The 19,069-nt window shown below is 61.5% G+C and carries 19 protein-coding genes; 6 read left to right on the top strand and 13 right to left on the bottom strand.

Annotated elements, in window-relative coordinates; genetic code table 11:
• Window position 1 precedes the first annotated feature (1 nt).
• The 6 genes from M8997_RS09480 to tesB all read right to left on the bottom strand — a co-directional run bounded on the left by M8997_RS09480 (window position 2) and on the right by tesB (window position 7,397).
• The gene (locus tag M8997_RS09480; protein WP_250016579.1) at window positions 2–808 is read right to left on the bottom strand and encodes an exodeoxyribonuclease III; all 807 of its coding nucleotides are present in this window, start codon (window positions 806–808) and stop codon (window positions 2–4) included.
• 103 nt (window positions 809–911) lie between these two features.
• The gene (locus tag M8997_RS09475; RefSeq protein WP_250016577.1) at window positions 912–1,565 is read right to left on the bottom strand and encodes an outer membrane lipoprotein carrier protein LolA; all 654 of its coding nucleotides are present in this window, start codon (window positions 1,563–1,565) and stop codon (window positions 912–914) included.
• Window positions 1,566–1,744: 179 nt separating this feature from the next.
• Complete coding sequence (locus M8997_RS09470; RefSeq protein ID WP_250016574.1) at window positions 1,745–4,357, bottom strand: DNA translocase FtsK; 2,613 nt, start codon at window positions 4,355–4,357, stop codon at window positions 1,745–1,747.
• A 179-nt stretch (window positions 4,358–4,536) separates the two neighbouring features.
• A complete protein-coding gene (locus M8997_RS09465; RefSeq protein WP_250016572.1) occupies window positions 4,537–5,913 on the bottom strand; it encodes an ammonium transporter in 1,377 nt (458 codons plus the stop codon).
• A 27-nt stretch (window positions 5,914–5,940) separates the two neighbouring features.
• On the bottom strand, window positions 5,941–6,279 hold the full coding sequence (locus M8997_RS09460; protein WP_250016555.1) for a P-II family nitrogen regulator: 339 nt from the start codon (window positions 6,277–6,279) through the stop codon (window positions 5,941–5,943).
• Between the two features lie 248 nt (window positions 6,280–6,527).
• The gene (gene tesB / locus M8997_RS09455; protein ID WP_250016552.1) at window positions 6,528–7,397 is read right to left on the bottom strand and encodes an acyl-CoA thioesterase II; all 870 of its coding nucleotides are present in this window, start codon (window positions 7,395–7,397) and stop codon (window positions 6,528–6,530) included.
• Between the two features lie 92 nt (window positions 7,398–7,489).
• Between tesB and M8997_RS09450 the strand changes: the two genes are divergently transcribed.
• Window positions 7,490–8,731 carry a ubiquinone biosynthesis hydroxylase gene (locus M8997_RS09450; protein ID WP_250016548.1) on the top strand — a complete coding sequence of 414 codons (1,242 nt, stop codon included), beginning with the start codon at window positions 7,490–7,492 and terminating at the stop codon, window positions 8,729–8,731.
• Window positions 8,732–8,737: 6 nt separating this feature from the next.
• On the opposite strand, the gene M8997_RS09445 is transcribed toward M8997_RS09450, so the two are convergent.
• On the bottom strand, window positions 8,738–9,778 hold the full coding sequence (locus M8997_RS09445) for an aldo/keto reductase (protein WP_250016533.1): 1,041 nt from the start codon (window positions 9,776–9,778) through the stop codon (window positions 8,738–8,740).
• A gap of 363 nt (window positions 9,779–10,141) precedes the next feature.
• Here M8997_RS09445 and M8997_RS09440 point away from each other — a divergent pair, with 363 nt between their 5' ends.
• Window positions 10,142–10,579 (top strand): OsmC family protein, encoded by a 438-nt coding sequence (locus M8997_RS09440; RefSeq protein ID WP_250016530.1) that lies wholly within the window; start codon window positions 10,142–10,144, stop codon window positions 10,577–10,579.
• Between the two features lie 81 nt (window positions 10,580–10,660).
• On the opposite strand, the gene M8997_RS09435 is transcribed toward M8997_RS09440, so the two are convergent.
• The 5 genes from M8997_RS09435 to M8997_RS09415 all read right to left on the bottom strand — a co-directional run bounded on the left by M8997_RS09435 (window position 10,661) and on the right by M8997_RS09415 (window position 14,925).
• On the bottom strand, window positions 10,661–11,440 hold the full coding sequence (locus tag M8997_RS09435; protein ID WP_250016526.1) for a succinate dehydrogenase iron-sulfur subunit: 780 nt from the start codon (window positions 11,438–11,440) through the stop codon (window positions 10,661–10,663).
• A gap of 18 nt (window positions 11,441–11,458) precedes the next feature.
• On the bottom strand, window positions 11,459–13,291 hold the full coding sequence (gene sdhA / locus M8997_RS09430; protein WP_250016523.1) for a succinate dehydrogenase flavoprotein subunit: 1,833 nt from the start codon (window positions 13,289–13,291) through the stop codon (window positions 11,459–11,461).
• 7 nt (window positions 13,292–13,298) lie between these two features.
• Complete coding sequence (sdhD, locus tag M8997_RS09425; RefSeq protein WP_250016520.1) at window positions 13,299–13,682, bottom strand: succinate dehydrogenase, hydrophobic membrane anchor protein; 384 nt, start codon at window positions 13,680–13,682, stop codon at window positions 13,299–13,301.
• Between the two features lie 14 nt (window positions 13,683–13,696).
• A complete protein-coding gene (gene sdhC / locus M8997_RS09420; protein WP_250016517.1) occupies window positions 13,697–14,095 on the bottom strand; it encodes a succinate dehydrogenase, cytochrome b556 subunit in 399 nt (132 codons plus the stop codon).
• A gap of 356 nt (window positions 14,096–14,451) precedes the next feature.
• Window positions 14,452–14,925: a GNAT family N-acetyltransferase gene (locus M8997_RS09415; protein ID WP_250016514.1), complete on the bottom strand. Its 474-nt coding sequence runs from the start codon at window positions 14,923–14,925 to the stop codon at window positions 14,452–14,454.
• Between the two features lie 281 nt (window positions 14,926–15,206).
• Between M8997_RS09415 and queC the strand changes: the two genes are divergently transcribed.
• Genes queC through queF form a run of 4 tightly spaced genes read left to right on the top strand, consistent with a single transcriptional unit; the run spans window position 15,207 to window position 17,486 of the window.
• The gene (gene queC / locus M8997_RS09410) at window positions 15,207–15,917 is read left to right on the top strand and encodes a 7-cyano-7-deazaguanine synthase QueC (RefSeq protein ID WP_250016511.1); all 711 of its coding nucleotides are present in this window, start codon (window positions 15,207–15,209) and stop codon (window positions 15,915–15,917) included.
• Window positions 15,914–16,594, top strand: coding sequence for a 7-carboxy-7-deazaguanine synthase (gene queE / locus M8997_RS09405; RefSeq protein ID WP_250016495.1), 681 nt, complete (start codon window positions 15,914–15,916; stop codon window positions 16,592–16,594). Before queC ends, queE begins: the two co-directional genes overlap by 4 nt.
• Before the next feature lie 50 nt (window positions 16,595–16,644).
• Complete coding sequence (locus tag M8997_RS09400) at window positions 16,645–17,031, top strand: 6-carboxytetrahydropterin synthase (protein ID WP_250016493.1); 387 nt, start codon at window positions 16,645–16,647, stop codon at window positions 17,029–17,031.
• Complete coding sequence (gene queF / locus M8997_RS09395; protein WP_250016491.1) at window positions 17,028–17,486, top strand: preQ(1) synthase; 459 nt, start codon at window positions 17,028–17,030, stop codon at window positions 17,484–17,486. The genes M8997_RS09400 and queF overlap by 4 nt, the downstream gene beginning before the upstream one ends.
• A gap of 46 nt (window positions 17,487–17,532) precedes the next feature.
• Here the strand turns inward: queF and leuC are convergent, their stop codons facing one another.
• Window positions 17,533–18,942, bottom strand: a complete 1,410-nt coding sequence (gene leuC / locus M8997_RS09390; RefSeq protein ID WP_250016487.1) for a 3-isopropylmalate dehydratase large subunit — start codon at window positions 18,940–18,942, stop codon at window positions 17,533–17,535.
• Window positions 18,943–19,069: the final 127 nt, after the last annotated feature.

Raw genomic sequence — 19,069 nt, 5'->3', positions numbered from 1 at the left:
CTCAGTCCAGATCGAACCGCGCGATCACCGGGACATGGTCGGATGGACGCTCCCAGCCCCGCGCTTCCTTCAGCACGGTGATATCGCGCAGGTCGCCTTCCAGGTCGGGCGAGCCCCAGATGTGGTCCAGCCTGCGGCCGCGATCCGCCGCTCTCCAATCCGCGGCGCGATAGCTCCACCACGTATAAATCTTCTCGCTCGGCGGAATGTGATGGCGCATGAGATCGCTCCAGCCGCCGCTTCGGCGCAAATTCTCGAGCCCCTCGGTCTCGACGGGCGTATGGCTGACGACTTTCAGCAATTGCTTGTGCGACCAGACATCCGTCTCCAGCGGAGCGATGTTGAGATCGCCGACCAGCAACGAAGCCGATCCTTCACCGAATTCGGCGCGCATGGCCTTCATCTCGTCGATGAAACCCAGCTTATGGGCGAATTTCGGATTGATCTCGGGATCAGGCTCGTCGCCGCCCGCCGGGACATAGAAATTATGGATGCGTATCCGCTTGCCGCCAGCCTCGACGACGGTGCTGAGATGCCTGCAATCGGCAATGTTGCAGAAGCCGACGCGGGCGGGCTCGGTCAATGGCCGGCGGGAAAGCGTGGCAACACCATGATAGCCCTTCTGGCCGCTGATCTCGATATGGGCATATCCCGCTTCGTGGAAAGCCTCGCGCGGGAACAGATCGTCCGGGCACTTGGTCTCCTGCAGGCACAATATGTCGGGCTGGTGATCCTGCAGGAATTGCAGGACCAAGGGCAGGCGCAGGCGCACCGAATTGATGTTCCAGGTAGCAACGGAAAAGGGCATGAAAAGCGGCTCTTGGGGTGGGACGTGCGGCCGACACTAAACCATGTGCGGCCGTATGAAAACCGCACATGCCATTGTCAAACAGCCGCATGCCCGCAAGCTGTTATTTCCGCTTCATCGCGATGCGCGTGTAGTCGATGGCGAACATGTCCTTGGCGAAGCGCACGCCGGTGCGGACATTGGTGATCATCACCGTCGTATCGCGGCCCTGCGCATCGGTGATCGTCCATTGGCGCAACTCATAGCTGCGCGGGTCGAACATCATCGTGATGGTTGAGTTGCCGAAGATCGATTTGTCGCCGAGGACGATAGTCGTCATGTCCGGCTCTTCCTTGACCGATTTGACCGTATTGCCGGTCAGGTTGATCTGGTCGCTGAGGAGCAGCTTCAGTGGCGTCTTCGACAGCGGGATGACGTCCCACGTGTCGAGCTTGCGATTGTTGATTACGACCGATTCGCCATCAGAGATGACTCGGATCGGCGACGGCTTCTTGTAGTTGAAGCGGATCTTGCCCGGACGCTCTATATAGAACGTACCTTCCGTCTGCTCTCCCCGCGGTCCGAACTGGACGAAATCGCCCGTCAGCGTCTTCACGCTGGAAAACTGATTGGCGATCTGCTGCGCCGCGGCGGGAACAGCCGGCGCGTTCTGTGCGCCAGCGGCGGTGACCAGGAGCCCCATGCCGACGATGGACGCCACGGCCAGGTGGCGAACAAGGCCCCGCGCGGCACGTAACAATCTCTTCGTTCTCATCATGGTTCTGTCTCCTGTACTTGTGCTGACGCTAGCTGGTCAGTTTGTCTTGACTATGGCCAAGAAACGGCAGGTTACGGCATCGGTTCCGCCGCACCCGTAACGTAACGGCCGTCTCGCCGGTCACGCCGTTTCCGCAGGCCCGAACAGCGTGCCATGCAAGGCCCCGCGGTTACGTAACGTCAATAGTCGTCATCCTGTGTCGGCACGAGAATCTCCCGTTTGCCGGCATGGTTGGCGGGACCTACAAGGCCCTCCTCCTCCATGCGCTCGATGATCGACGCGGCCCGATTGTAACCGATCCCCAGACGGCGCTGTATATAGCTCGTCGAGGCCTTCTTGTCCCTCAGGACCACTGCGACGGCCTGGTCGTAGGGGTCGTCCGAATCCTCCAGATTGGAGGTGCCGGCGGGCCCGTTGCCGCCATCCTCGTCCTCGTCTTCCTCGGTGATGGCGTCGAGATATTCCGGCACGCCCTGCAGCTTCAGATGCTGGACGATCTTTTCAACCTCGTCATCGCCGACGAAGGGACCGTGCACGCGCTGGATACGGCCGCCACCGGCCATGTAGAGCATATCGCCCATGCCGAGCAACTGCTCGCCGCCCTGCTCGCCGAGAATGGTGCGCGAGTCGATCTTCGACGTGACCTGGAACGAGATACGCGTCGGGAAATTGGCCTTGATCGTACCGGTGATGACATCGACCGAAGGACGCTGCGTCGCCATGATGACATGAATGCCCGCGGCACGAGCCATCTGGGCCAGGCGCTGGACGGCACCTTCGATGTCCTTGCCCGCCACCATCATGAGGTCGGCCATCTCGTCGATGATCACGACGATATAGGGCATGGGCTTCAGATCGAGCTCCTCCGTCTCGTAGACCGCCTCGCCCGTGGCACGATCAAAACCGGTCTGCACCGTGCGTGCGATTCGCTCGCCCTTCTTCTGCGCCTGCTCCACCCTCTGGTTGAAACCATCAATGTTGCGCACGCCGACCTTGGACATCTTGCGGTAGCGGTCCTCCATCTCCTTGACGGTCCATTTCAGCGCGACGACCGCCTTCTTCGGGTCCGTCACCACCGGCGTGAGCAAATGGGGGATGCCGTCATAAATAGACAGTTCGAGCATCTTCGGATCGATCATGATCAATCGGCACTGTTCCGGCGTCATCCGGTAGAGCAGCGACAGGATCATGGTGTTGATGGCGACGGACTTGCCGGAACCGGTCGTGCCGGCCACGAGAAGGTGGGGCATCTTGGCAAGATCGGCGATCACGGACTCGCCATTGATCGTCTTGCCCAGCGCCAGCGCCAGCTTCGTCTTCGTCTGCTCGAAGTCGCGGCTGGCGAGCAGCTCGCGCAGATAGACCATCTCGCGCGTCTGGTTCGGCAGTTCGATGCCGATGGCATTGCGTCCAGGCACGACGGCGACACGCGCGGCGATGGCGCTCATGGAACGCGCAATATCGTCGGCCAGCGTGATGACGCGCGACGACTTGATTCCAGGCGCCGGCTCAAGCTCGTAAAGGGTCACGACGGGGCCAGGCCGCACGTGAATGATCTCGCCGCGCACGCCGAAATCCTCGAGCACGCCTTCGAGAAGCCGGGCGTTCTGCTCCAGCGCCTCCTTCGAAAGGCTTGGATTGCGCACCACATTCTTCGGCTCGCTGAGGAAATGCAGCGAGGGCATTTCGAAACCTTCCGGCTTGATCAGCGATGTCTGCGCCTCGCGCTGTATGCGCACGCCGGTCTTCGGCGCGGGCGCAGGCGTGGCGATGCGAGCAGTGCCGGCGAATTTGGGCGCAGGACGGAGAGGCGGTTGCTGCGCACCCCAGTCATCCATTTCCCCATCGTCGCTGAAGGCCACCGGATCGAAGCGTTCATCGTCGAAATCATCATTGCCGATGTCGATCGGCGGCGCAGCATCGCGCGCCGTGTCATCATAGAAGCCCGGCTCGCGCCGTTCGGCCGCGCCGCGACCTCGAACCGGTGCCTCGGCGAAGACCTCGTCGGCGCGCATCGCCGGGCGGGCGGCGGCATAAAGGCTGGCGCTGCGGCCGAAGATGCGGCGGAAAAATGCGCGGATGCTGTAGAACCAGTGGGCGAGCGCGCCAATGGCAAGAAAACCGCCGCCTTCGCTTTCCTCATCCTCGTCGTCCTCGTCGAAATCATCGTCGGGAACGACCTGCTTGCTGGTTTTCTTGGCAATGACCGGCTCGCTGCCGCGATAGGTCAGGCCGCTGGCAAAGCCGAAGACCCACAACGCCGGCACTGCCAGCACCGCGACGAGAATCATGGCAAGCCCGCCGCGCGGGAACGATCCCGTGAACAGGGCCGGGATCTTCAAGACGATATCACCGAGCACGCCGCCCAGGCCGATGGGCATGGGCCAGCTTTGAGGAATGGTGAAGCAACCCGCCATGGCAGCCGCCAGAAGCGAGGCGAAGAACCAGGCGACGGCACGGCGCGGCATACGGTCGACGCCGCGGCCGGTCAGGAACAGCAGCCCCCAGATGACGGCGGGCACCAGCGCGGCGACCGTCGACAGGCCGAAGAACTGCATGCCGAGATCGGCAAAGACTGCACCGGGATAGCCCAGCGCATTGCGTGTGGGATTGGACGTGGCATGGCTGAAGCTGGGATCGAGCACGTTCCAGGTCGCCAGGCTGCCGATGGCGAAAGCGACGAAGCACAGGATGGCAATGCCAACGAGAATATTGATCTGCCTGCGGAACAGGTGCGAGAACCCACCACGTTCGTCATTGATGGCATAAGAGGCTGAATATCCCTGACGCATGAAATCCGGTCCCACCTGAAAGCATCGACGCGGCAAGACGAGCCGCAATGTTTGATTCTAACGTTACGGCGCGATGGTTAAGGGGGCATTAACCATGGAACGGAAGCCGCGGACTTCGAGCGGCCGGACAACAAAAAGGGCCCGACGAGCGGGCCCTTTCTGCAGAATGATCGCCAGGATCAGCTGTGATACGCGGCTTCGCCATGTGATGTGAGGTCGAGGCCGATGGATTCGCTTTCGGCGCTTGGACGCAGGCCCACCAACACGTCAACCACCTTGTAGAGGATGAACGAGCCGATACCGCTCCACAGGATGGTCACGCCAACGCTCTTGGCCTGCACCCAGACCTGGCCGCCCATGGTCACGCCATCGGCAAAGCCGGTGCCGCCGAGGGCCGCGCTGGTGAAGATGCCGGTGCCGATGGCACCGATGATGCCGCCAATGCCGTGCACGCCGAAGACGTCGAGACTGTCATCATAGCCGAGCTTCGGCTTTACCACCGCCACCATATAGTAGCAGATCGCGCTTGCGATGGCGCCGAGCACGATGGCGCCGATCGGACCCACAGTACCGGCAGCAGGCGTGACGGCAACGAGGCCGGCAACGACGCCGGACGCCGCGCCGAGCATGGATGCCGTCTTGCGCGCCAGCGCTTCGATGATCACCCAGGCGAGGATCGCACCGGCCGTGGCCGTGAACGTGTTGATCATGGCAAGGGCGGCAGTGCCGTTGGCCTCGAGAGCCGAGCCCGCATTGAAGCCGAACCAGCCGACCCAGAGGATCGAGGCGCCGATCATGGTGAGCGGCATGGAATGCGGCGCCATCATGTCACGGCCGAGACCGGCACGCTTGCCGATGACGAGTGCGCCGACGAGGCCGGCCACGCCCGCATTGATGTGAACGACGGTGCCGCCGGCGAAATCAAGCGCGCCCCAGTTGAAGATGAGACCATTTGCATCCCAGACCATGTGGGCGATCGGGAAATAGACGAGCGAAACCCAAAGGGCGACGAACAGCATCACCGCGGAGAATTTGATACGCTCCGCGAAGGCGCCGACGATGAGCGCCGGCGTGATGCAGGCAAAGGTCATCTGGAAGCAGATGAAGACCAGTTCCGGGATGACAACGCCATCCGAGAACGTAGCGGCCGTCGAATCCGGCGTCACGCCCGACAGGAACACTTTGCCGAGCCCGCCCCAGAAGGCTCCGGTGCCGCCACCGAAGGCGAAGGAATAGCCCCAGAGGACCCAGATCACCATGACCAGGGCGCTGATGCCCGTGCACTGCATGAGCACGGAGAGAACGTTCTTCGCCCGCACCAGGCCGCCATAGAACAGAGCGAGGCCGGGAAGGATCATGAACAGGACGAGGATGGTCGCGACCAACATCCAGGCGGTATCGCCCTTGTTGGCCGTGGCGGCCACGGCAGCGGCAGCATCCGGAGCAGCCGGCGCCGCCTCCTGGGCAATGGCCGCAAGCGAGCCGAACGCGGCGACGGCCAGCGACCCCAGGAGGGTGCTGCGCGCCGCAGATGTCAAACTGGTGGGAATTTTCATTATGCTCTCCTTGAACCCCAAAATGTCTTACAGCGCTTCGGTATCGGTCTCGCCCGTGCGGATACGGACGGCTTGCTCGATGCTGAGAACGAAAATCTTGCCATCGCCGATCTGGCCGGTCTTGGCAGCTGTGGTGATGGCCTCGATGGCGGTGTCGACGAGGTCCGATGCGACCGCGACTTCCACCTTCAGCTTCGGCAGGAAGCTGACTGCGTATTCCGCCCCGCGATATATTTCGGTATGTCCCTTTTGCCGGCCGTAACCCTTCACTTCGGTCACGGTCAGGCCCTGGATGCCGACAGCGGTGAGTGCTTCGCGCACTTCATCCAGCTTGAACGGCTTGATGATGGCCATCACAATTTTCATCTATCTACCCCTGCGCTTTTCGCGGTGATCGCCCGGTGGAATTACCGGACTGCAGCCGACCGCTTGGAAACATCGCCTCGGCTCGCGCCATCGGTGACTATCAGGGATGATTCAAGTTTTGTGCCAGATTCGAATGACCCGGCTAACAGATTGAAACAAAAGAGTGATTTTTTGCGAGAGATGACCTCGCGCACAGAGCCAGTGCACACTGCCTAAAAAATGGGCGAGTTATGGTCGTGGTTTAAGATTTAACCTTGCCGATGCACACGAATTAGGCCTTCCTGTGCCGTGGAGGCGATCAGGGTGCCGTCGCGGCCATAAAGGGCGCCGCGGTTGAAGCCTCGTGCGCCGGAAGTGCTCGGGCTGTCGGCCGTATAGAGCATCCAGTCATCGAACCGGAACGGGCGATGGAACCACATTGCATGATCGAGGCTGGCGACCTGCAGGTCGCGGTCGAATATGGTCCTGCCATGGGCATAAAGCGAGGTATCGAGCAATGTCATGTCGGACAGATAGGCCAGCACGGCCGCCTGGATCGCCCGGTCCTCGGGCACCGGTCCCGTCGCTCGAATCCAGACATTCTGCTCCGGCGGAAGCTTCTCGCGCGATATGTAATGGGTCAACGACAGCGGCTTGATCTCGATCGGCCTGTCCTGCTCCCAATATTGCCGGATGATCTTCGGCGCGTTTTCCAGATATTGCTGCTTCAGGTCCTTGTCGCTTATCAGGCTTTCAGGACCCGGCACATTGAGCGGCTTCGGCTTCTGGTGCTCCAGCCCGTCTTCATCGACCTGGAACGAGGCTTCGAGCGAAAAGATGGCATGGCCGTGCTGGATCGCCACCACGCGGCGGGTGGTGAAACTCGAACCATCCCGGATCCTGTCGACTTCGTAGATGATCGGCACCTTCGGGTCGCCGGCGCGCATGAAATAGCCATGCAGGGAATGGACATGGCGCGCCGGGTCGACCGTCCGCTGCGCCGCGACCAGCGCCTGCCCGATCACTTGTCCGCCGAAGACCCTTTGCCAGCCGACCTGCGGGCTGCGACCTCGAAACAGGTTGTGTTCAAGCGTTTCAAGGTCGAGTATGGACAAAAGCTCTTTCATGGCGTCGGACATGATGGCGCGTCTCCTCTGCGGCGTTCCAACGCTTGCAACAGGAACAGCCGCACAAGTCAAGCGCCATATGGAAGCCAGACCCGGAGACGATAATGGTCAAGAAAAACGCAACAGAGCCGCAGATTTTGGACGTTGTCATCGCGGGTGCCGGCTATGTCGGCATGGCCACGGCCGTCGCCCTGAAATCATCGGCGCCGCACCTCGCCGTCACGGTAATCGACGCTGCTCCAAGCGGCGTCTGGCGCAACGAGACCCGGGCTTCGGCAATCGCCGCTGCCGCTTCGCGCATGCTGCAGCAACTCGGATGCTGGGATGAGATCCTGCCCGAGGCGCAGCCGATCACCGAAATGATCATTACCGATTCGCGCACCTCCGATCCCGTGCGGCCGGTGTTCCTGACCTTTGACGGCGAGATCGATGCCGGAGAACCCTTCGCGCACATGGTCGAGAACCGCGTGCTGAACGAAGCCCTGCGGAAACGCGCCGAGGTTCTGGGCGTGCGCCTGATCGAGGGCGTGCCGGTCCATGGTTTCGAGGAAACGGCGGAAGCGCTCACCGTGCGTTACGGCGACGGCGCGACGCTGTCGGCCCGCCTGCTGGTCGCGGCCGATGGCGTGCGGTCGCGGCTGCGCGACATGGCCGGCATAAAGACCGTCAACTGGGAATATGGCCAGTCCGGCATCGTATGCACCGTATCCCATGAGCGCCCGCACAATGGCCGGGCCGAGGAGCATTTCCTCCCGGCGGGGCCTTTCGCGATCCTTCCCCTCAAGGGAAATCGCTCTTCGCTGGTATGGACCGAGCGCACCGAGGACGCGCGACGCCTTGTCGAGGAGGACGAGTTTCTCTTCGAGTCGGAACTCGAGCAGCGCTTTGGCCTGAAGCTTGGCGAATTGCGCGTGGTCGGCGGCCGCAAGGCGTTCCCACTGGCACTGACTCTGGCGCGCGATTTCGTCAAGCCGCGCTTTGCCCTCGCCGGAGATGCCGCCCATGGCATTCATCCCATCGCCGGACAGGGTCTCAATCTTGGCTTCAAGGATGCGGCGGCGCTTGCCGAGACGATCGTGGAAGCAGACCGTCTCGGCCTGGACATCGGTTCGATGGCGGTGCTGGAAGGATATCAAAGCTGGCGGCGCTTCGACACGGTGCAGATGGGCGTCACCACGGACGTCCTGAACCGGCTGTTTTCGAACGACCACACGCCGGTGCGCGCCCTGCGCGACTTCGGGCTCGGGCTGGTCGAGCGCATGCCGCGCATCAAGAGCTTCTTCATACGCCAGGCCGCCGGCCTTTCGGCCGGCGCGCCCAGGCTGCTTCAGGGCAAGCCTATCTGAGCGCCTTCAGAGCGGACGGGGATAGGCGCGGTAGATCGCATTGATCTCCGATATCACCTGGTCCGACAGGGTCAGATCGGCCGCCGCGATGTCGGTCTTCAACTGTTCCATCGTCGTCGCGCCGATGATGACAGCGGTCATGAACGGACGCGACAGGGCAAAGGCGATCGCCATCTGGGCGATATCGAGGCCATGCCTGGCCGCCAGATCGATATAGGCCTGCACGGCCGGCGCCGAATAATCATTGTTACGCCACAACCCGCCGGGCTGTACCGTGGCGCGGGTGCCAGGAGGGACCTGGCCACCGAGATATTTCCCCGTCAGCACACCGGATGCCAGCGATGAATAGGCCAGCAACCCCACGTCCTCGTGATGGCTGAGCTCCGCCAGGTCGAGATCGAACACCCTCTGGATGAGGCTGTATTCGTTCTGCACCGATGCAACCCGTGGCAGGCCGCCCTGCTCGGCCAGATTCAGCCACTGGCCGATACCCCATGCGGTCTCGTTCGAGAGGCCGACATGGCGAATCTTGCCCTCCCGGACCATGTCGTCCAGGCCTTGCAGCGTATCGGCGATATTGTCCAGCACATCGGCCGTATCCTGATTTTCCGGCGCGTATTTCCATGCGGTGCCGAAATGATAGTGGCCGCGCGAGGCATAATGGACCTGATACAGGTCGATATAATCCGTCTGCAGCCGCTTCAGGCTGCCTTCGACGGCTTCGCGCACCGATTGCCGGTCCGGCCGCCTTCCCTCCCTGATCCAGTTCGTGCCGCCGCCGGAGATCTTCGAGGCGAGAATGAACTTGTCGCGCTTGCCGGTCTTCTTGAACCAGCTGCCGATATAGGTCTCCGTCTTGCCATAGGTGTCGGGGCTGGACGGAATCGCATAGACCTCGGCCGTATCCATGAAGTTGATGCCGGCATCCAGCGCGTAATCGATCTGCTCATGCGCGTCGGCTTCGGTGTTCTGCACACCCCATGTCATGGTGCCCAGGCAAATTTCCGTAACCTCAAGGCCGGTGCGGCCCAATTTTCTCTGTTTCAAGGGGATTTTCCTGTTCTGGTCAGGTGACGTCGAGGCCGAGCCTTTGCTTGAACCTCTTCAGTCGCTGATTGGAGTCGGGCGAAACTGTAACTGCGGCTGCAGCTTCGCCTATCATATCGATCAGATCGGACTTTTCCATATCGTTTAGCCGTCGCCGCAGGAATGGTGCGGTTTTATCGATAACCGTCGGCGCATTGTCAATCTGCTCGCGAGCCAAGCAATGCGACAAGAATATGCATTTGAACAATCTCGCATTAAAAATGCTAATCTCTGAAATGACGGCGGATACTCCGGCAGTCACACATTTTTCGTCAGGACGATCTATCGTCCGCCGAACAATCCCACACGGAAGGAGACGGACCCATGGATAGACAGGCAACGGCAATCTGGAAAGGCGCGCTCAAGGACGGCAAGGGCACGCTGGACACGCAGAGCGGCGCTCTGAAAGGTCTGCCCTACAATTTCAAGGCGCGGTTCGAGGATGAAAGCGGCACCTCCGGCACCAATCCCGAGGAATTGCTGGCTGCCGCCCATGCCGGCTGCTTCGCCATGCAGCTCTCGCACTTTCTCGCAGAAAACGGCACGCCGGCCGAAAATCTCGACGCGAAGGCCGTCGTTTCCGTCAATCCAGCCGCTGGCGGCGGATTCGAGATCACCAGGAGCGCCCTGACGCTGGTCGGCACCGTACCCGGCATCGACAGCGAGACCTTCACGAAACTGGCAAATCAGGCAAAGGCAAGCTGCCCGCTGTCAAAGGCATTGGGCGCCATCGAGGTAACGCTCGACGCCCGCCTCGCCTAGCGGGGCTTTCGCACAACCCTGCGCAGAAATTCATTCACCCAGGCAGCGCCTGGGTGAAGTCCGCGACGGCAGGCGGCGGGGTCAGACCCGGCGCTCCACCATCATCTTCTTGATCTCGGCAATAGCCTTCGCAGGGTTCAGGCCCTTCGGGCAGGTCTGCGCGCAATTCATGATCGTGTGGCAGCGGTAAAGCCGGAACGGATCCTCGAGATTGTCGAGGCGCTCGCCCGTGGCTTCGTCACGCGAGTCGATGAGCCAGCGATAGGCCTGCAAGAGAACGGCCGGGCCGAGATAACGCTCGCCATTCCACCAATAGCTTGGGCAGGAAGTCGAGCAGCAGGCACAAAGAATACATTCATAGAGACCGTCGAGCTTGGCCCTGTCCTCATGGCTCTGCAGCCATTCCTTGGCGGGCTCGGGCGAAACGGTCTTGAGCCACGGTTCGATCGAACGATGCTGGGCATAGAAAGTTGACAGGTCCGGCACCAGGTCCTTCACCACCGGCAGGTGGGGAAGCGGATAGATTTTCACCGCGCCCTTGATCTCATCCATGCCTTTCGTGCAGGCAAGCGTATTCGTCCCGTCGATATTCATCGCGCAGGAGCCGCAAATGCCTTCGCGGCACGACCGGCGCAGCGTCAGCGTCGGATCGATCTTGTTCTTGATCCATAGCAGACCGTCGAGAACCATCGGTCCGCAATCGTCGAGATCGACATAATAGGTGTCGATACGCGGATTCTCCCCGTCATCGGGAGACCAGCGATAGATGCGGTATTCGCGCAGATTGTTTGCGCCTGCCGGACGGTCCCAGGTCTTGCCTGGCCGCATTTTTGAGTTTTTCGGAAGTGCGAGTTCAACCATGGTGCTCTGGTTCCTGGATCAATAGACGCGCGCTTTCGGCGCGATCTTGGCAAGGCTGATACCGCCATCCTCTTCCTTGACCAGTGGGTCAAGGTGGACGGGGCGATAGCCGAGCGAGACGCTGCCCTCGGGGCTGAGCCAGGCAAGGCTGTGCTTGCGCCAGTTCACGTCGTCGCGATTGGGGAAATCCTCGTGGGCATGGGCGCCGCGGCTCTCCTTGCGTGCTTCGGCGGCCACGACCGTCGTCAACGCATTGGCCATCAGATTCTCCAGCTCCAATGTCTCCACCAGGTCCGAATTCCAGATCATCGAGCGGTCCGTCACCTTGACGTCCGGGAGTTCGCCCCAGATCCGGTGCATCCGCTCGACACCCGAGCGCAGCGATTCCGACGTGCGGAACACGGCGGCATCCTCCTGCATGGTCCTTTGCATCTTCTCGCGCAGCGCCGCTGTGGGCGTACCGCCCGAAGCGTGGCGGAGGCGGTCGAAGCGGTCCATGATCTTCGTCACGGACGCCTCGTTGATATCCGGCACCTTGCTGTTGCGATCGATCACCTGGCCCGCACGAATGGCAGCGGCGCGGCCAAAGACGACGAGATCGATGAGCGAATTGGAACCGAGGCGGTTCGCGCCATGGACGGAGGCGCAGCCCGCTTCGCCGACGGCCATGAGGCCGGGCTGGATGCGGTCGGGATCATCCGCCGTCGGGTTCAGCGCTTCGCCCCAGTAATTGGTGGGAATGCCGCCCATATTGTAATGGACAGTCGGAAGCACCGGGATCGGTTCCTTGGTCAGATCGACACCCGCGAAGATCTTCGCGGATTCGGAAATTCCGGGCAGGCGCTCATGCAGGACCGCCGGATCAAGGTGATCCAGATGCAGGAATATGTGGTCCTTGTTCTTGCCAACGCCGCGTCCCTCGCGGATTTCAAGCGTCATGCAGCGTGAAACGACGTCGCGGGAGGCCAGATCCTTCGCCGAAGGAGCATAACGCTCCATGAAGCGCTCGCCCTCCGAATTGACCAGATAGCCACCCTCGCCGCGTGCGCCTTCGGTGATGAGGCAGCCGGCTCCATAGATGCCGGTCGGATGGAACTGTACGAACTCCATGTCCTGCAGCGGCAGGCCGGCGCGAGCCACCATGCCACCGCCGTCGCCGGTGCATGTATGCGCGGACGTCGCCGAGAAATAAGAGCGGCCATAGCCGCCTGTAGCCATGACGACCATCTTCGCGGCAAAGCGGTGGATGGTGCCATCGTCGAGGTTCCAGGCGACGACGCCGGTAATCGTGCCGTCCTCGTCCTGGATCAGGTCGAGCGCGAAATATTCGATGAAGAACTGCGCATTGTTGCGCAGGCTCTGGCCGTAAAGCGTGTGAAGAATGGCATGTCCGGTCCGGTCTGCCGCGGCGCATGTACGCTGCACGGGCGGACCGTCGCCATAGTTCATCATGTGTCCGCCGAAGGGACGCTGATAGATCTTGCCCGCTTCGGTGCGCGAGAACGGCACGCCGTAATGCTCCAGCTCATAGACTGCTGCGGGAGCTTCGCGCGCCAGATATTCCATGGCGTCGGTATCGCCGAGCCAGTCGGAACCCTTGACCGTGTCATACATATGCCACTGCCAGGAATCAGGACCCATATTGCTGAGCGACGCCGCAATGCCGCCCTGCGCGGCGACCGTGTGCGAACGGGTGGGAAACACCTTGGTGATGCAGGCCGTCTTCAAGCCCTGCTCAGCCATGCCGAGCGTGGCGCGGAGGCCAGCTCCGCCGGCACCGACGACAACGACGTCGAACTTGTGGTCGATGAAAGTATAGGCCTTGCCGGCCTTGCTGTCTGTACTTGCCATAATGGCCTTAGCCTCCGAAGCTCAGCTTGAGGATCGCGAATATGCTCACGACCCCGACTGCCAGAGCGAAAAAGGTGTTCAGCATGAGCAACACCACCTTGGTGCCCTCCGCATGAACATAATCCTCGATGATGACCTGCATACCCAGGCGCATGTGGTAGAGCGCAGAGAGAAGAACAAGGAGTAGGGCCAATGCGGTGAAGGGATGTCCGAGGGCCGCTCGCGTTTCCTCATAGCTGGCGCCATGCAGCGAAAGGATCAGCCCTATGAAGAACAGGATCAGCGGAATGTTGGAAACGGCAGTCAGGCGCTGGCGCCAGAAATGCTCCGTCCCCTCCTTGGCGGAACCAAGCCCGCGAACCCTGCCAAGCGGCGTGCGCATATCGCTCATCGCTCAATATCCTTTCAAGCTATTGTGAACGCCACGACCCAGACGAGCACGGTCAGCGCAACCGACAATACCAGCGTGGCCCAGGCCATCCTTGTCGTGGTTTCCTTTTCGAGCCCCCGGCCCGTATCCCAGATCAGGTGGCGAATCCCGCCGATCATGTGATGTATGAGAGCCCAGGTATAACCCAGCAGCACGAGGAGGCCGATCCAGGACGAATAGACGCTGCTGACGATGTCGAACTGCCTTTCGCTGGTCGCCGTTGCGATCAACCACCAGGCGACGAGCAGCGTGCCGACGTAAAGAGCCGATCCGGTGATGCGGTGGACGATGGACATGACCATCGTTGGAATTGGCTTGTATATTTGCAGATGCGGCGACAATGGCCGGTTGGAATGCAAATTGGTCTTGCTCATAGCGTCCCCAATGATGTGCGCGGCGCCTTATGATGGTCCCGGAGGACGGGCAGGCAGACAGGCCTTCGAGGTAATTTAGAAGCGTTTTAATGCGCTTTTTGCACTGCGTCAAAGGCCCTTTGCTCACCCTCATGCGGCGAATTGGCCGCAATAGCAAGTGCTTCCGCTTTATCAAGGGAATTCAATCGTTTAAACGTCGGAAATGGCCGCTGGCGAGCAATAAAAATTGATCGCCGGCGTGGGCAAAAATAGTTGAGTGAGTCTGTCCGGATTGCGCAGCGCAAAGATGGGCCGCCCCATGGCGCGCCCCGATATGCGACCGATCCGGTCGCTTCCCGGGCACGCTGCAGAAGCGCCTATTGATTGCCGAAGCGGATGATGAAGCTCGTCCAGTCGGCGGGCGCCGCGACCTGTTCATAGAGTTTTCTGCCATCCTCGGGCACGCGCGGGGCGTTCAACGACAGCTTGGTCCAGCCGCGTTCCTCGGCCTTGTCGGCCAGTACGTCGATCAGCGCCTTGGCAATGCCCTTGCCGCGATGGTCGTGGTGCACGTAAATGTGGTCGACCTGTCCGGCACGCATGCCGGATACGGGTTCTGGCAGATCGTAGAAGATGACGAAGCCGACGAGAACGCCGTCGAGACGCGCTCCGGCGATTTCCGCTGCCCGGTCGCGCAGAAGATTCTCCGCGTAATAATCGTCCGGACGGCGCGGCGCGCCGCGCTTCAATGCCTGGGCGTAGCTCGCCAGGAGCGGGGCGAATTCATGCGCGTCGTTGAGGTGCAGAAGGGAAATATCGATCGCATGTTCGCTTGCAGCATTCTTGGTCATGTTTTCCGTCCCTTGTTTCTGCCTGCCCTGAGGATTGGTCGATTGTGGTGCGCGCGTCAACCATGGCGGCGGACCAAAATCGATTTGACGACCTGCCGGGCCGGCAGCGATGTACTGATAGATGGTCGATGGTCGCGGTTGCGACGGATCGGGAACGTGGTGGCGAAGTCCATTCCCCGGTGCTATCGGGCCAGCCGCGCCCGGACCGCGCCGCGCCGAAAGCGATTGCGCCCAACCCGGCAGCGCTGTATGCACGCCGCTTTGCAAGGAAAGTTGATCGAATGGCCAGGAATTCAGAGGGTGCCCTCGTTCTATTCTCCGGCGGCCAGGACTCCGCCACCTGTCTCGCCTGGGCGCTCGCAAATTTCGACCGTGTGGAAACAGTCGGTTTCGACTATGGCCAGCGACACAGGATCGAACTGACGGTCCGCGACGATTTTCGCCGAAGCCTTGCCATTCGTTTTCCGCATTGGGCCGCGCGATTGGGCGCCGACCATCGGCTGGACGCCACGGTGATCGGGCAACTGGGCGCGTCGGCGATGACCGATCCGATCGCTATCGAGATGGCCGAGAATGGCCTGCCGAACACTTTCGTGCCCGGCCGCAACCTGCTCTTCTTCACGCTTGCCGCCGCGCTCGCCTATCGTCGCGGGCTGCGGGTGCTTGTCGGCGGCATGTGCGAGACCGACTATTCCGGCTATCCCGACTGCCGCGACGACACCTTGAAGGCGCAGCAGGTCGCCCTGTCGCTCGGGCTCGACCGGCGAATGACGATCGAGACCCCATTGATGTGGCTGGACAAGGCGGAGACATTCGCCATGGCTCGCGACCTGGGCGGCGAGCCGCTGCTGCAACTGATAGTCGAGGAGACGCATAGCTGCTATCTGGGCGAGCGCTCCATACGGCACCAATGGGGCTATGGCTGCGGCACCTGTCCGGCTTGCGATTTGCGGGCGCATGGCTGGCGCAAGTTCAAGGCCGAACCCGCATGACCTACGCCGTGAAGGAAATCTACCTGACCTTGCAAGGCGAAGGTAACCACACCGGCCGCGCGGCGGTTTTCATGCGCTTCGCTGGCTGCAACCTCTGGTCGGGGCTGGAACGCGACCGAAACCGCGCGGTATGCCGTTTTTGCGATACGGACTTCATCGGCATCGACGGCCCCGGCGGCGGCAAGTTCAAGAATGCGGACGCCCTGGCGGATGCGGTAGCGGCGCATTGGCCCAGCGGAGCTACCAGCGGCGTCCCGAGCGTTGCAACGAATGGCAGGCCCTATGTCATCTGCACCGGCGGCGAGCCGCTGCTGCAGCTGGACACGCCATTGATCGATGCGTTTCATGCTCGCGGCTTTGAAGTCGGCATCGAAACCAACGGAACCCTGCCGGCGCCCGCGGGGCTGGACTGGATCTGCGTATCGCCCAAAGCAAGCGCGCCGCTGGTCCAGACATCCGGCAGCGAACTGAAACTCGTCTTTCCGCAAGCCGAGGCCGAGGCGCATCCTTCACGCTTCGTGGGGCTCGCCTTCGACCATTTTTACCTCCAGCCACTTGACGTGACTGGCGATCCGGCCCAAACCGCCGCCCATGTGGCTTCTGCAGCGGCCTATTGCCTCGCACATCCGCTCTGGCGGCTGAGCACGCAGACCCACAAATTGATCGGACTGCCTTGAGGCAGTCCGTGGCGGGCGCCTGTACTGCGCCAGTGCTGAAGAGGAAATCCATGAGAATATTTACCGACTTCACCTTCGAAGCGGCACATCATCTGCCGCATTCCTTTCCCGACGGCCACGTCAACCAGCGCCTGCATGGACATAGTTTCCGTGTACGGGTGACGCTGGAAGGCCGGCCCGATCCGAAAACCGGACTGATTGCCGATCTCGGCGCGGTGTATGCCGCTACGGACGCGGCTCGCGATTCGCTCGATCATCGCTACCTCAACGAAGTGCCGGGGCTGGAGCTTCCGACGCTTGAGACAATCGCCGTCTGGCTATGGCAGCGGCTTGCGCCCGCCATCCCTTTGCTGGCGCAGATCGGCATCTATCGCGACAGTTGCGGCGAAGGCTGCGAATATCAGGGCGAGTTCGAAACCGCCGGAGGCGTGGCATGAACCATTATTCCGAACAGGCGACCATGCTCGGCAAGGATGTCGCCCTTCCCGCCCATCCGGACGAAGCCCTGCTGGATGCGGTTCCCAACCCGCAGGCGGGTACGCTGTTTCTGGCGCGGTTCGCCTGCCCGGAATTCACGTCGCTGTGCCCGGTGACCGGACAGCCGGATTTCGGGCATCTGGTCATCGACTATGCGCCCGGCGAATTCCTGCTCGAGTCAAAATCGCTGAAGCTTTTCCTCGGCAGTTTCCGCAACCATGGCGCATTCCATGAGGATTGCACCGTCGGGATCGGCAAGCGCATCGTCGAGGCCGTCAAACCGCTCTGGCTGCGGATCGGCGGCTATTGGTATCCGCGCGGCGGCATCCCGATCGATGTCTTCTGGCAGTCGGGACCGGTGCCGGAAGGGCTCTGGCTGCCGGACCAGGGGGTTCCGGCCTACCGCGGACGGTGAAACAAGTCGATCTGGCTGCCTGAGCCGCCAGATCGCTTCCACCAGCTCACTTCCAGTTGCGGATATCGACGAAATGGCCCGCAATCGCGGCGGCGGCGGCCATGGCAGGCGACACAAGATGCGTCCGTCCCTTGAAACCTTGCCTGCCCTCGAAATTGCGGTTCGACGTGGAAGCGCAACGTTCGCCCGGTTTCAGGCGGTCGTCATTCATCGCGAGGCACATGGAGCAGCCCGGCTCGCGCCAGTCGAAACCGGCTGCCTTGAAAATCTTGTCGAGACCCTCGGCCTCGGCCTGTTCCTTCACGAGGCCCGAGCCCGGAACGATCATGGCATCGACCGTCTCGCTGACCTTGCGGCCTTCGACCACCTTGGCGACGGCGCGCAGATCCTCGATGCGCCCGTTGGTGCAGGACCCGATGAAAACGCGATCGAGCGCGATGTCGGTGATCGGCGTGCCGGGCTTCAAGCCCATATAATCCAGCGCGCGCCACTTGGAAGTGCGCTTCGTCTCATCGGCGATCTCGTCTGGATTGGGCACGGTGCCCGTGACGGAAACCACGTCCTCGGGCGACGAGCCCCATGAAACGATCGGCGGCAATTCGGCTGCATTGAGCACGACGACCTTGTCGAAATGCGCGCCTTCATCGCTCTTGAGCGTCTTCCAATATTCCACGGCCTGTTCGAATGCCGCGCCCTTCGGCGCCCGTGGCTTGCCCTTCACATAGGCGAATGTCGTCTCGTCCGGTGCGATGAGGCCGGCGCGTGCGCCACCTTCGATCGACATGTTGCAGATCGTCATGCGGCCTTCCATGGAAAGGCTGCGGATGGCTTCACCCGCATATTCGATCACATAGCCGGTGCCGCCTGCGGTGCCGATCTCGCCGATGATTGCCAGAATGATATCCTTGGCCGTCACGCCTTCCGGCAACTGGCCATCGACACGAACGAGCATGTTCTTCGCCTTCGACTGGATCAGCGTCTGCGTCGCCAGCACATGCTCGACTTCCGACGTGCCGATACCATGCGCCAGCGCGCCGAATGCGCCATGGGTCGATGTGTGGCTATCGCCGCAGACGATGGTCATTCCGGGCAGGGTGAAGCCCTGTTCCGGCCCGATAATATGCACGATGCCCTGGCGGATATCCCGCTCGGAATAATATTCGACGCCGAAATCGGCTGCGTTGCGTGCCAGCGCCTCGACCTGGATACGGCTCTCTTCGTTCTTGATCCCGTTGACGCGATCCGGCGAGGTCGGGACGTTGTGGTCGACGACTGCGAGCGTCTTTTCCGGGTGGCGCACCTTGCGGCCCGTCATGCGAAGGCCTTCGAAAGCCTGCGGGCTCGTCACTTCATGGACAAGATGCCGATCGATATAGAGAAGGCACGTGCCGTCATCCTGCCGATCGACCAGATGGTCATCCCAGATCTTGTCATAAAGTGTGCGTGGCGCAGTCATCTTCGATATCCTAGCCTCAAGCAGTCCCGGAAGTGATGAAGAATTCCGTCCGGAAATGCGTATCAAATGATCAGACAGGGCCGCTCCGAACTGGAATGGCTCTATCTTTCCGATTATGTCGTGGACA

Source organism: Phyllobacterium sp. 21LDTY02-6 (genome assembly GCF_023554255.2).
GTDB lineage: Bacteria > Pseudomonadota > Alphaproteobacteria > Rhizobiales > Rhizobiaceae > Phyllobacterium.
This window is presented reverse-complemented; position numbering and strand designations above follow the sequence as displayed.

What these genes read in the sequence shown, in the direction of transcription:
- M8997_RS09480 (WP_250016579.1), bottom strand. Translation starts at nt 808, where the DNA reads ATGCCCTTTTCCGTTGCTACCTGGAACATCAATTCGGTGCGCCTGCGC.
- M8997_RS09475 (WP_250016577.1), bottom strand. Translation starts at nt 1,565, where the DNA reads ATGATGAGAACGAAGAGATTGTTACGTGCCGCGCGGGGCCTTGTTCGC.
- M8997_RS09470 (WP_250016574.1), bottom strand. Translation starts at nt 4,357, where the DNA reads ATGCGTCAGGGATATTCAGCCTCTTATGCCATCAATGACGAACGTGGT.
- M8997_RS09465 (WP_250016572.1), bottom strand. Translation starts at nt 5,913, where the DNA reads ATGAAAATTCCCACCAGTTTGACATCTGCGGCGCGCAGCACCCTCCTG.
- M8997_RS09460 (WP_250016555.1), bottom strand. Translation starts at nt 6,279, where the DNA reads ATGAAAATTGTGATGGCCATCATCAAGCCGTTCAAGCTGGATGAAGTG.
- tesB (WP_250016552.1), bottom strand. Translation starts at nt 7,397, where the DNA reads ATGTCCGACGCCATGAAAGAGCTTTTGTCCATACTCGACCTTGAAACG.
- M8997_RS09450 (WP_250016548.1), top strand. Translation starts at nt 7,490, where the DNA reads ATGGTCAAGAAAAACGCAACAGAGCCGCAGATTTTGGACGTTGTCATC.
- M8997_RS09440 (WP_250016530.1), top strand. Translation starts at nt 10,142, where the DNA reads ATGGATAGACAGGCAACGGCAATCTGGAAAGGCGCGCTCAAGGACGGC.
- M8997_RS09435 (WP_250016526.1), bottom strand. Translation starts at nt 11,440, where the DNA reads ATGGTTGAACTCGCACTTCCGAAAAACTCAAAAATGCGGCCAGGCAAG.
- sdhA (WP_250016523.1), bottom strand. Translation starts at nt 13,291, where the DNA reads ATGGCAAGTACAGACAGCAAGGCCGGCAAGGCCTATACTTTCATCGAC.
- sdhD (WP_250016520.1), bottom strand. Translation starts at nt 13,682, where the DNA reads ATGAGCGATATGCGCACGCCGCTTGGCAGGGTTCGCGGGCTTGGTTCC.
- sdhC (WP_250016517.1), bottom strand. Translation starts at nt 14,095, where the DNA reads ATGAGCAAGACCAATTTGCATTCCAACCGGCCATTGTCGCCGCATCTG.
- M8997_RS09415 (WP_250016514.1), bottom strand. Translation starts at nt 14,925, where the DNA reads ATGACCAAGAATGCTGCAAGCGAACATGCGATCGATATTTCCCTTCTG.
- queC (WP_250016511.1), top strand. Translation starts at nt 15,207, where the DNA reads ATGGCCAGGAATTCAGAGGGTGCCCTCGTTCTATTCTCCGGCGGCCAG.
- queE (WP_250016495.1), top strand. Translation starts at nt 15,914, where the DNA reads ATGACCTACGCCGTGAAGGAAATCTACCTGACCTTGCAAGGCGAAGGT.
- M8997_RS09400 (WP_250016493.1), top strand. Translation starts at nt 16,645, where the DNA reads ATGAGAATATTTACCGACTTCACCTTCGAAGCGGCACATCATCTGCCG.
- queF (WP_250016491.1), top strand. Translation starts at nt 17,028, where the DNA reads ATGAACCATTATTCCGAACAGGCGACCATGCTCGGCAAGGATGTCGCC.
- leuC (WP_250016487.1), bottom strand. Translation starts at nt 18,942, where the DNA reads ATGACTGCGCCACGCACACTTTATGACAAGATCTGGGATGACCATCTG.